Raw genomic sequence first — 10,997 nt, 5'->3', positions numbered from 1 at the left:
CCTTGCGCGGTTGCCTGCGGCATTCTCAGGCTTCTCGCAAGTGCACATTCCTGGCACATACTGCCTTTTTCCGGAAAGTTTCATCTAATTTTCCCGGAGAACAAAAAAAGAGACATTCACCTGTCTTCCCAATTTTCTGCCGCTGACATATTCAGCTTCTGAAAATTTTGGGATGACCGTGAAGGTCTCTTTTTTATCTTATCCGATCCATTATTTTTTCATGGATTCGATTACGCATTCATGTTTCTTTGTACTCTTATCATAATTGATCCCCACCAGCAGTAAATTTCCATGGTAATCTTTCAATGCATTCCCATACTGCTTTTCTTTTATCTGTGCCAGCGCGGCATCCGCACCTTTATCCCACTTTAATTCTATGATAATTGCCGGTTTATCCAGATGATGTTTCCGTGGGATCATACAGATATCAGCAAATCCTTTTCCTGATGGCAGTTCACGCACGATCGCATAATATTCTCTCGCAAAATAAAATGCAAGACTGACCGTACAGCTAAGTGAATTTTCATCATTATACTGAAGAATAGAAATCTTTTCATGTGCCTTATCGATTCCTGCTACCACTGCATCAGCATCCATTTTCCACAGTGCATCCAGTAATCTGCGGGATGCTTCCACCGAATCCGCAACTCCATGCCAGCTCATGGTACTGATCGCATTGACATATTCTTTCGAAACTTCCTTATTGGGAATTTCCACTGTCCCATTCGTACTATTATAAGTCAGATATCCAAGATGTACCAAGAGCGTAAGGACATCATCCTTTGTCGCAAAAGTCGTCATGTCGTTACTGAATGTACCAATATTGACGTACACTTCCTCGCCTGCAAGCATTCTGACGACTGAATCCTGCAGCCCATCCATATTCATCTGGATATAGATCTTCAGTGCTTCATAAGTTTCCGTCTGATTCCAGTATGTTCCAAACTTATGTCTGAGCATGGCCTCTACAACAGATTTCGGGCTGTACATGGAATAATACTGATCCCCGGACTGCCGGTGTGCGACAAGCCCATATCCATCATACCATGCCTTTGCTTCGTCAAAATCCATCTCATATTTCTGACAGAGCTGTGCCACTTCCTGTCCGGTAAATCCAAAATACTCCGCAAGCTCCCCCGGATCTGTCATGGAATACTCTGTAAACATATTTAACGCAGAATGTGATCCGTATTTTTTTATCGGAAGAATGCCTGTCATATACGCAAGAGCAACATACTCTTTATCCTTCAGCCATGCCCGCAGAAAATCCAGATATTTCTTCTGTGAATCCTGATCCTGCTGGTATTCCCGGAACAGGCAGTCCCATTCATCGATCAGGATCACAAATGCTCGTTTCGTCTTTGCATAAATATCTTTCATTACCTGGATCAGATTACTCTCATCCCGAAAACGAACATCATCAAAATGTTCCATGAGATCAAACACCAGATATTTTTTCAACATCGAAAGCATCTCATCCATACTTCCTGTCATGCTGAGGAATTCCTGTATGTTTACCTTGATCACATCATATTGATTCAACTGAGCACGATAGGATTCCGCTTTGCTGATCTTCAGCGAACGAAACAATAAATCTGCATCTTCCCCACGCTCATAATAAGCAGCAAGCATATCTGCTGCCATTGATTTTCCAAAACGTCTTGGTCGGCTCACACATAGGAACTTTTGTCTTGTATCCAAAACTGCATTCGTTTTTTCGATCAGACCTGTCTTATCTACATAAATTTCAGAATTCAGGCTCTCCTGAAATCCCTTGCTTCCCGGATTCAGGTAACTTCCCATGTGAAATCCTCCCTTCTTTATTTTCCGCACTTACCAAGGATCTCCCCACAGATCTCCTCCGTTGTCTTTCCATCCGTTGCAACGGTGATATCTGCGGCTGCCTCATACTTCGGACGACGCTTTTCCATCAGATCCTCAATGTAAGAAAGATTCATATTTCCATTCAGGACCGGGCGCTCTGTGCTGTCCTTGACTCTCCCGTAGATCGTCTCCGGTGTCGCTGTGAGAAGGACAATCTTTCCGCATTTCTTCATAAGACGGACATTCTCCTCCTTCAGCACGGCTCCGCCCCCGCACGAAATCACCGCCGGATCCCGGTCTGAAAAACTACGGATCAGCTCCGTCTCAAGTGACCGGAAATATGGCTCACCTTTCTCCTTAAAGATCTCCGCGATCTCCATCTGTTCCCCGTTCACGATCTCCTGATCCATCTCCACCTGCTCCGCCCCGGTCATCTCCGCCAGACGCGCCGCATTCGTACTCTTTCCACATCCCATAAATCCGATCAGAAAAATATGTTCCTTCAGTCCTGCCATCCTTACATTCTCCTCTTTCGCCGCCCGTGCCACACAGAATTTCCGTTCTGTCCTCACAGGTATCATTAAGAAAAGTATAGCAGATATAAAAAAGAACTGCAAGCCGGGGATTAGCGCAGGCACTGCAGTAAGCTTCCGCCAGCGCATCCTTCTTAGCACCCAATATCTCCCAGCGGTGAGCTTCCGGGCAGGAGTGCATGATGCGGGGAGCTGGCTTCCTCTTAGCTCGCGGGTGACTGCGTTGGAGAATCGGGGACACTTGTCTGAGCGCAGCGAGTTGTGTCCCCGATTCTCCGTTCTTAGCAGTCTCCCGGGGGCTTAGAGGAACCCTCCCCGCATCCCCGCACTCCTGCCCGGAAACTCACCGCGTACCACTCGCCAACAATCTAACAGATGCCATTCCCACACTCTCCATTGCATTCCCCCATCCCCACTGCTATAATAGAAAAAATGAAAATAATCCCCCGGAGGTACCCATAAAATGGAACATCATACACCCACCCCGATCACCGGCCACACCGCCCTGATCTGCCTTCTCGGCAGTCCCTGCGCCCACAGCATCTCCCCAATGATGCACAACGCATCCTTTGAAGCACTCGGTCTCGACTACCGCTATCTCGCCTTTGACGTAAATGAAGCAACACTTCCAACCGCTGTCGCCGGCTTAAAAGTCCTCGGTGCCCGCGGTTTCAACCTGACCATGCCGGATAAAAACCTCATGGTCTCCCTCTGCGACGAACTCTCCACCGCTGCCCGGATCATCGGCGCTGTCAACACGGTCGTAAACGAAAACGGACGCCTTATCGGCCATAACACCGACGGCATCGGCTACATGCAGTCCGTAAAAGATGCCGGTTATGACATCATCGGCAAAAAAATGACTCTTCTCGGAGCCGGCGGCGCCGCGACCGCGATCCTGGTCCAGGCGGCACTCGACGGCTTAAAGGAAATCTCTGTCTTCGTGAGACCGACCAGCCGATTCTATGACCGCCTGGTACATACTGTGGACGAACTCACAAAGATCACCGACTGCAAGATCAAAATCTGCGATTTTTCCGACGCTGAACTCTTAAAACAGGAACTCGCAGACAGCGCCATCCTCACAAACGGAACCTCCGTCGGCATGGCCCCGCACGAGGATACCTGCCCGGTCCCGGAAGATCTCGTCTTCCCGGACGGTCTCATCGTATCCGACATCATCTACAATCCGCGTGAGACAAGACTCCTCTCCATGGCAAAACATCAGGGAAACCCGTTCTTCAACGGTTCCTACATGCTCCTCTACCAGGGCGCCGAGGCGTTCCGCCTCTGGACCGGAAAAGAGATGCCGGTGGAGCAGATCAAACGTGAGTTTTTCTCCAGATAAGACAGTTCTGCAAGTTTTTGATCCTGCATCCCGGATATGCCGGATTTCACAAAAAGCCGATGAAATCAGGGTAGCTCCACCCGATTTCACCGGCTTTTTCATTTACGCGAACAACGAGCCAAAGTCCGCGCTTGCGCGAGACCTTGGCGACTGTCGCGATAACAAGGGGAAACTCGCGAAGCGTGTTTTCACTTGTTGATCTGATTCTTTTATTTTCCTCAATACCTCATTTTCCGTTCAGAACATCCCTACCCATGAAAAGCTGCCCGAATCGCTCCTTATTTGTAAATATACCGCTTTACTGTGCATCGATGATCTCCTCCGCCATCGCGAACATCTCCTCCGCGCTCAGCTCCTCGCCAAACTTGAACAGGCTGTACCCCTGACCGTCCATGTCCCACTCGACCATACAGGAGGTTGTGATCTCGATCTCATCACTGCCGTAAGCAAGGTCAAAGTTGCCCGCTTCCTGGGCCTTTTTGTCCTCCTCGGTGAGTTCATAATTGGCCGGCACAAATTTGTTGACCGTCTTATAGAATCGAAGTTCCGTGCCATCCCCGCACGTCTTTACATCCGTCGGAGCGCTCCCGCCGTCCAGACCGACTTCCGCAGAAAATGTGATCGGTTCCATCCCCTCTTTTCCGTAAGTAATGTCGAGATGGATCCCCTTGCCCAGCTTATTTCCATCCTTGTCACTCGTCTCATAGTTCACCGGGACAGCACTCTCGAACGTATATCCATTGGAAAACTGTTCCGGGAAATTTACCTTCGGGCCATGTTCCTCCTGAAGCTTTAACGCCTGTTCATAAGTATGCACCTCATCTCTCCGGTCACTGTGCGATGTCACTCCCGCAATGTTCCCGATCGCAAATGCTGTCATGCTGCCAAATACACAGATCGCTGCCACCGCGATCACTGCCTTTTTCATAAATCCTCTCTTCATATGAGTTTCCTCTCTTTCTATCTGTTCATATACACGTTTCCTGATCCGCACCTCCCGCAGGGATTCATCCGGAAGTTCTCCTGCGCGGCTCTCAAACATTTTTTTCAGTCTTTCTTCTAAGATAGGATCGTCCATGTTTTTCCTCCTTCCTCCTGCGTGAGGACCTTCTTTAACTGCTCCTTCGCATGGTACAGTCTTGATTTCACCGTGCCCTCGAACACTCCGCAGACCTTCGCGATCTCGCGGATCGGCATGTCATTATAATAGTAAAGGATCAGAACCGTTTTCTGTTTCGGCGGCAGCTTCTCCACCGCCTCAAAAAGGATCCGTTCCTCCTCCTTCATGATGCAGGTTTCCAGGACCGACCGTTTTGTGTCCTCCTGCCCGGATGCCGGTTCCTCCTCCGGACGCTCCCGCCCTGTCTTTTTGCAGATCTTCCATGCCGACCTCGTGAGGATCCGGTAAAACCATGTCTTAAAGGCCGCCGGCTCTCTGAGCTTCTTTCTGTTTAAATAGCAGGCGGTAAATGTCTCCTGGACAATGTCCTCACTGTCCGCAGCATTTCCGGATATCAGCCATGCGGCTCTGAGCGCCGGCTTCTCATATCGCTCCATCAACGTTCCGAATGCCTCCATGTCGCCATCGATCATCCGTCTCACGATATTCTCTTCATCCATGTCCTGCCTCCTCTCTTTTTTGATGCATCTGTCTTATAGAGACAGGAACCTTGAGGAAAGTTCATTTTTTCTAATAATTTATATAAAAAAGACAAAAAATTGGCTTCGTCACATTCAGTCTTAACGCTAAGTTGTCTGCAGCAATCCGCACCTTCGCACAAGTACGCATCATTGACACATCGTACCTTCTTATTTATCAGGAAATTTCATCGGAATTTCCTGCCAGACAAAACAGGACAGTGCTCCACATTTCTGTCGACGCACTGTCCTGTATCATGATCCGTTTATTTAGTTTACACGCATGCACATCCGGTCCGCGATCCTGACCCGTACAGACCGATCGTTCTTTTTCAGGGGCTCCGTACATGCCAGACTCATATTCTCTCAGTCACAGCTTGCCATCAAGCGTAAATTTCCTGACTTTCTGCTTTTCGTTTTCCTGAATATGATTCGTCACAGTTTGCTCCTGCTTGTAAACTCCCTGTACTTCTGAACTGCCTTTTCTTCCGCCTCTTTCATGATCTCCTCCACCGAGTTCCCTTCGATGTCGAGTCCCTCAGCGGTATAGCATACGGTCTCATGGATCCCGTAATAGACCTTGCAGAGCTTCTCCAGATACTCATATCCGAGGTTCAGCTCCCCGATGGATCCGCCGCTGGTCGTCACATAGTGGAGACTGTCTGCATGGCACAGACCGCCCGGAATGCCCTTGGAGGAGAATGTAAACGTCAGACCTGTCACGCAGATCTGCTCCAGATAACATTTCATCCGCGCCGGGAATGAGAAATCCCAGTACGGAGCTGCAACAACGATCCGGTCCGCAGCTGCGAACTGCTTCGCGTAAATGAAAAGCGGTCCCTCAAAATTTCCTGCTCTTGTGAGCGATTCCCGGAGTGCACTCTCCTTACCTGTGAAGAGTTTCAGATCTTCATCCTCAAGATTTAAAGTTTCGATCTCATACTCCCCGTTCTGATTCATTTCCTTTAACAACGTCTGTGCGAGCTGTTCCGTCCTTGAGATGCCGCGGTTGACGCAGGCATCAATGAATAATAACTTTTTCATAGCTGATCTCCCTGTTTATGTTTTACCCATGCACCTGATTCTGCTATATTGATCCAGCTTTTACACTTATCATGAAGCCAAAAGCAATTTCACTGTTTCTGCACACATTTCAGACCGTCTTTATCACAGATTTTCCTTTGGCTGTCACATATTCAGCAGCTGTCTCGACAGCTCCAGAATCTCCTCCGTGTTCCTGCTGTTGAAGATCTCAACTTTTCCGCCGGATTCCCGGTCCGAGAGAAGTCCGCGCTCCTCAAGACGCCTTTTCGTCTGCTTTGCGGTCCCGAATCCGCCGTCGTAAACGAAAACTCCCGGCAGATGTTTCTGGATCACCTCACGGATCAGCGGATAATGCGTACATCCGAGAACGACCGCATCGATCTCTGCTTTGTCGTACGGTGCAAACTGTTTTTCCAGATAAGCATCGAGAACCGGTCCATCGAGCACGCCGCTTTCAATATATTCCACAAGTCCCGGACACGGCATCTTGATGATGTTCGCATCGTCCTCATAAATATGCATCATCGAATTAAATTTCGTCTGTGACAGCGTCATCGGGGTTGCCATGACGACGACTTTGGAATGTTCCTTTGCCTTGACCGCAGGTTTTAACGCCGGTTCGATCCCGATCACCGGGAGAACCTCCTCATATGCGGCTCGAAGTTCTTTGATCGCCACACTTGTCGCTGTATTGCAGGCCACGACGATTGCTTTTGCGCCCCGCTCCAGCAGAAATTCCACATCTTTTTTTGTCAGGTCGATGACCTCCTCCGGCGTTCTCGTTCCGTATGGGGCATTCGCCGAATCTCCATAATAAATAAAATCTTCTCCCGGCATCAGTTTGACCAGCTCTCTTAACACGCTGATCCCGCCAAGTCCGGAATCCAAAACGCCAATCGGGCGATTGTCTGTACTCATTTTTCTGTCACCTCACCGTTTTTCTGTTCTTATATATCACTCTGCCTGCCAGAGCTTCCGTATCGCTGAATCTCCTGCCGCAATTCTCCCATCGCTTCTTTCAGGGAGTCCGCTCTGTTGGCACAATATCAACATGGTATTCCCTCATATCTGCGGAGTCTGCTTTTTCAATCCTCTCCACTGTTACTGGATTTTCCATCTTTCATCCATCTTACCACATTTTCCTCCGCTTGACCATCCACAGCCTCCCCGCTTTCGCTTTTTGTGCAATTTTTAAGATTTTTGTCAAAATATTTTTCATTTTTGGTTAATCTGTTTTGCAAAATGCTGCTATACTAACGCTGTAACAAAGAGAACAGCAAATGTTCAACCAAACTTAACAAAACCCCCTTTTCAAAGCTGAGGGCTGCTAAGCGAATCCGGCAGAACAAAAGAAGTTGTTTGCCGGCAATCAGATTTTTGGAGGAAAAGATAAATGACTACTTTAAAAGCTGAAAAAAGAAGCATGGATGTTAAGGCAAAGAGATTAAGAAGAGAAGGATTTGTTACAGGCAATGTTTTCGGACATGCCATCGAAGGTTCTATCCCGGTAAAGATGAATGCAATGGATGTTGATCGTCTTTTAAAGACAGAGCATAAAGGCGGCCAGATCAATCTTGATGTCGAAGGTCAGGTTTACGATGTCCTGATCAAGGAAGTTGATTACAATTCCATGACCAGAAAGATCGATGAGATCGATTTCCAGGCACTGGTAAGCGATGAGAAAGTTTCTTCTACTGCTGAGATCGTGATCCTGAACCGTGAAGCCGTTATCGGCGGTGTTCTTCAGGAAGACTTAAGCGAGGTTGCTTATAAGGCATTCCCGTCCGCTCTTGTTGAGACAACGACTCTGGATGCCGCTGGCCTGAAGGTCGGCGATACTGTCCACGTGAAAGATCTCGAGATCGCAAAGAACAAAGACATCGACTTAAAGACTGATCCGGAGGCAGTTGTACTCTCCGTCATCCCGGTTCACAACGTTGTTCCGGCTACTGAAGTGACAACAGCTCCTGGCACAGCAGCTGCAGATGACAAAGAGACCAAGTAATTGCTCTGGGATCGAATAATTTATCAAATAAAATCAAAACTGGCGGTACTGCTCCCCTGTGGGCGGCGCCGCCAGTTTTTTTAGCAGTTTCACAGAAAACTTAAACATTTTTCAAAAAGGGGATCCACCCACTGAGGTGTGATCCCCTTTCTCCTTCTTTATCCTGCTGTCACTTCAACCTTTTTTCCACTGAAAGCTACACCATACTTGTAGATCCCTGTAACGCCGGCGGAAAGTAGTTCTGTATCATATTTCTTGTCTTCAATCTGTTTCAAAGCGGTCTCTGACAGTTTTTTCAGTTTTTCAGCGCTGCAGTTTTTCTCCGCCTTCAGTTCGATCAGAATTCCAGGAAGACCTTTTCGGATCGGTTTTAACTGAATATCGTAACGTTCATCTCCGGATTCTCTGTTGGATGTTGCAAAAGCGCCGTTCATCAAAGCACACAATCCCAGCATAAATCCATGATAAAAATTTTCTCCTGCCGTATCAAAAGAGCTCACGGACTGGGTCAACAGCATCTGTATCTGCGTTTTCAGTCTGTGATTGTCTCCAGAGAAAATAGCTTCCTAAATCGCAATCGCCGTAGATTGAGGAATCATGTTCCCAAGCCGCTGAAGAATCTCTTTATTATACACAAGTGCGATCTCACGGTTTGGCAAGGCAACTTCGCACATAATATCTCCAATGAACGACGTCATAGTTTTCAGGACTTTCAGGTATCCGGTCATCAAAAGGAAACTGTAAATGGTCGATGGATTGCTCCTGATCTGCGGATAAATCACTCCTGTATCAATATAGGTGGTGAAAGTTTCCCCATTGATCAGCGAAGTCAGACGACTATAGATCTCCTTATCCGCCTCCGCCAGGATCTCCCCGATAATGTCATTGCTGCCAGTGGATACCCAGTACGGTCTCGGCTCACATTCGCTGCTGAAATAGCTGACTACTGACCATGGATTAAAGATCTCAGTCCTGCCAAACCGGTAGCCATCATACCATTGACAGATCTCATCATATTGGTCTGCAGCTCCATAATATTCCGCCATCTCTCTCACTTCATCTGCTGTAAATCCAAAATAGGAACTGTATTTATTGTCCAGCACCGAGTTGATCGCCAGGTTATTCATCCCACTGAAAATGCTTTCTCTTGCAACCCTTAAAATTCCAGTAAGGAAGCCGAACGAAAGATGTTTATTATCCTTGAAGCCACCTGAAAACAGGTTTCGCATAAACTGAATGACCTTATCATAAAAGCCTTTCATATATCCCTGCTGGATCGGAGTATCATATTCATCGATAATGATAATGGGGGCTATGCCGTAATGGCTGTGAAGCATTGCTGACAGATCCAGAAGTGCAGAAGCCAGTTCCACCTCCCCCGTCTTTCCGGCCGCTAAGTTCGCATAGATCTGTCTGCTATATTCATCGCATTTTTCACTGGTCTGCAGTTCTTTATGGCGTCTGGTTTCTTTAGCAAAAATATCGCGGATAGCCGCAAATGTTTCTTCCCAGGTATTGAATTTTACATCCTTAAACGTGAGAAAGATCACCGGGTATTTTCCTTGATAATCTCTATATTTCTGTCCGCAGGTCCATATTTTTTTGTTGTTGAAGTAGATGGATGTATCCCTGTCGCTCTTTTCAAAATAGGTGCGCAGCATATCCATATTGAGAGTCTTGCCAAAGCGGCGAGGACGGGTAAACAAGGTTACCATTGGACGCTCATCGATAAAATCTTTGATCATCATCGTCTTGTCGATGTAGTAGTATTCCGATGATGCAAGACAATAATCGGAAACTCCGATCGGCAGAGGCAGCTTTGCTGGCCGTTCCGCTTTCCGGTAAACGCCCGTCCTTATCCGCTGATCTGCCGGTTTCTGCGCGTCTTTCGGGATCATCCAGCGTTTTCCCTGCTTTTCTGCTCCATCAATTTTTCCGTTTTTGCACAGAGTTGAAACTCTTCGTTCTGTTATATTCCAGCGTTTTGCCGCTTCTCTGACCGGGATCATTTCCGTCACTTCGCAACACCTCCTGACATCTTTTATAGCTACAGCATACCTTGCAAAAAGAACTTTGTCAATTTTGTTTCGGAATTATGTCATATATATATATCACATTGTTCCTGTATTATTCATGTTCTTTCTCCCTTAAAGTTCCTGCAGCTGTGCACGCACACTCCGGAACCTTTCCGGCAATTCCTCTGCCGCCATCTGCTGCGGGACTTCAACGGTTCCTGCCTCTTTTGCGGTCTCATAAAACCAGCATTTATAGTCGAGTGTGTCCAGCGTTTTCTGCAGTTCCCGCATCTGCGCCTTTAAGATCTCGCGCTGACGGTAAAAAAGCTGCAGTCTCTCATTGATCGTCGAATCTCCCTGCGCTACGAGCGCAATGTACTCGCGGATATCCCGGATCGACATCCCGGACTTTTTCAGACAGTCGATGATCCTGAGCCACTCAATATCATCATCCTTGAACATCCGGATTCCACCGGACGTCCGCTCTACAGATGGAAGAAGTCCCTCTTTATCATAATATCGGAGCGTGGATGCCGGAACATGAAGCATCCTCGCCGTTTCTCCTACCGTATATGCCATGTTAATCTTCC

General features: G+C 47.6%; 11 protein-coding genes. 2 read left to right on the top strand and 9 right to left on the bottom strand.

Features of this window, described 5'->3' with window-relative positions; all coding sequences use genetic code 11:
• Positions 1 to 210: 210 nt before the first annotated feature.
• Together V2546_RS04475 and V2546_RS04470 are read right to left on the bottom strand one after the other, a co-directional pair.
• Positions 211 to 1,803 (bottom strand): AAA family ATPase, encoded by a 1,593-nt coding sequence (locus V2546_RS04475; protein ID WP_329751656.1) that lies wholly within the window; start codon positions 1,801 to 1,803, stop codon positions 211 to 213.
• A gap of 17 nt (positions 1,804 to 1,820) precedes the next feature.
• The gene (locus V2546_RS04470) at positions 1,821 to 2,339 is read right to left on the bottom strand and encodes a shikimate kinase (protein WP_329751655.1); all 519 of its coding nucleotides are present in this window, start codon (positions 2,337 to 2,339) and stop codon (positions 1,821 to 1,823) included.
• A gap of 481 nt (positions 2,340 to 2,820) precedes the next feature.
• Between V2546_RS04470 and aroE the strand changes: the two genes are divergently transcribed.
• Positions 2,821 to 3,705: a shikimate dehydrogenase gene (gene aroE / locus V2546_RS04465; protein WP_329751653.1), complete on the top strand. Its 885-nt coding sequence runs from the start codon at positions 2,821 to 2,823 to the stop codon at positions 3,703 to 3,705.
• A 298-nt stretch (positions 3,706 to 4,003) separates the two neighbouring features.
• Here aroE and V2546_RS04460 read toward each other — a convergent pair whose 3' ends face one another.
• The 4 genes from V2546_RS04460 to murI form a co-directional block, all read right to left on the bottom strand.
• On the bottom strand, positions 4,004 to 4,783 hold the full coding sequence (locus V2546_RS04460; protein ID WP_215703310.1) for a hypothetical protein: 780 nt from the start codon (positions 4,781 to 4,783) through the stop codon (positions 4,004 to 4,006).
• The gene (locus tag V2546_RS04455; RefSeq protein ID WP_329751651.1) at positions 4,765 to 5,325 is read right to left on the bottom strand and encodes an RNA polymerase sigma factor; all 561 of its coding nucleotides are present in this window, start codon (positions 5,323 to 5,325) and stop codon (positions 4,765 to 4,767) included. The genes V2546_RS04460 and V2546_RS04455 overlap by 19 nt, the downstream gene beginning before the upstream one ends.
• Before the next feature lie 453 nt (positions 5,326 to 5,778).
• Positions 5,779 to 6,387 carry an NAD(P)H-dependent oxidoreductase gene (locus V2546_RS04450; protein WP_329751650.1) on the bottom strand — a complete coding sequence of 203 codons (609 nt, stop codon included), beginning with the start codon at positions 6,385 to 6,387 and terminating at the stop codon, positions 5,779 to 5,781.
• Between the two features lie 144 nt (positions 6,388 to 6,531).
• The gene (gene murI, locus V2546_RS04445) at positions 6,532 to 7,305 is read right to left on the bottom strand and encodes a glutamate racemase (protein WP_118530641.1); all 774 of its coding nucleotides are present in this window, start codon (positions 7,303 to 7,305) and stop codon (positions 6,532 to 6,534) included.
• Between the two features lie 475 nt (positions 7,306 to 7,780).
• On the opposite strand from murI, the gene V2546_RS04440 reads away from it, so the two are divergent.
• A complete protein-coding gene (locus tag V2546_RS04440; protein WP_329751649.1) occupies positions 7,781 to 8,392 on the top strand; it encodes a 50S ribosomal protein L25 in 612 nt (203 codons plus the stop codon).
• A gap of 158 nt (positions 8,393 to 8,550) precedes the next feature.
• Here the strand turns inward: V2546_RS04440 and V2546_RS04435 are convergent, their stop codons facing one another.
• The 3 genes from V2546_RS04435 to V2546_RS04425 all read right to left on the bottom strand — a co-directional run bounded on the left by V2546_RS04435 (position 8,551) and on the right by V2546_RS04425 (position 10,986).
• Positions 8,551 to 8,910, bottom strand: a complete 360-nt coding sequence (locus V2546_RS04435; protein WP_329751647.1) for a PD-(D/E)XK nuclease domain-containing protein — start codon at positions 8,908 to 8,910, stop codon at positions 8,551 to 8,553.
• Between the two features lie 48 nt (positions 8,911 to 8,958).
• Positions 8,959 to 10,401 (bottom strand): AAA family ATPase, encoded by a 1,443-nt coding sequence (locus tag V2546_RS04430; RefSeq protein WP_329751750.1) that lies wholly within the window; start codon positions 10,399 to 10,401, stop codon positions 8,959 to 8,961.
• A 138-nt stretch (positions 10,402 to 10,539) separates the two neighbouring features.
• Positions 10,540 to 10,986, bottom strand: a complete 447-nt coding sequence (locus V2546_RS04425) for a MerR family transcriptional regulator (protein WP_329751646.1) — start codon at positions 10,984 to 10,986, stop codon at positions 10,540 to 10,542.
• Positions 10,987 to 10,997: the final 11 nt, after the last annotated feature.

The organism is Clostridium sp. CM74B_53 (genome assembly GCF_036318045.1).
Taxonomy (GTDB): domain Bacteria; phylum Bacillota; class Clostridia; order Lachnospirales; family Lachnospiraceae; genus Pilosibacter.
Note: the sequence above shows the minus strand (reverse complement) of the source record. Positions and strands in the feature narration are given on the sequence as shown.

Excerpts from the sequence above, each read along its gene's own strand:
- V2546_RS04475 (WP_329751656.1), bottom strand. The coding sequence starts at position 1,803 with ATGGGAAGTTACCTGAATCCGGGAAGCAAGGGATTTCAGGAGAGCCTG.
- V2546_RS04470 (WP_329751655.1), bottom strand. The coding sequence starts at position 2,339 with ATGGCAGGACTGAAGGAACATATTTTTCTGATCGGATTTATGGGATGT.
- aroE (WP_329751653.1), top strand. The coding sequence starts at position 2,821 with ATGGAACATCATACACCCACCCCGATCACCGGCCACACCGCCCTGATC.
- V2546_RS04460 (WP_215703310.1), bottom strand. The coding sequence starts at position 4,783 with ATGGACGATCCTATCTTAGAAGAAAGACTGAAAAAAATGTTTGAGAGC.
- V2546_RS04455 (WP_329751651.1), bottom strand. The coding sequence starts at position 5,325 with ATGGATGAAGAGAATATCGTGAGACGGATGATCGATGGCGACATGGAG.
- V2546_RS04450 (WP_329751650.1), bottom strand. The coding sequence starts at position 6,387 with ATGAAAAAGTTATTATTCATTGATGCCTGCGTCAACCGCGGCATCTCA.
- murI (WP_118530641.1), bottom strand. The coding sequence starts at position 7,305 with ATGAGTACAGACAATCGCCCGATTGGCGTTTTGGATTCCGGACTTGGC.
- V2546_RS04440 (WP_329751649.1), top strand. The coding sequence starts at position 7,781 with ATGACTACTTTAAAAGCTGAAAAAAGAAGCATGGATGTTAAGGCAAAG.
- V2546_RS04435 (WP_329751647.1), bottom strand. The coding sequence starts at position 8,910 with ATGCTGTTGACCCAGTCCGTGAGCTCTTTTGATACGGCAGGAGAAAAT.
- V2546_RS04430 (WP_329751750.1), bottom strand. The coding sequence starts at position 10,401 with ATGATCCCGGTCAGAGAAGCGGCAAAACGCTGGAATATAACAGAACGA.
- V2546_RS04425 (WP_329751646.1), bottom strand. The coding sequence starts at position 10,986 with ATGGCATATACGGTAGGAGAAACGGCGAGGATGCTTCATGTTCCGGCA.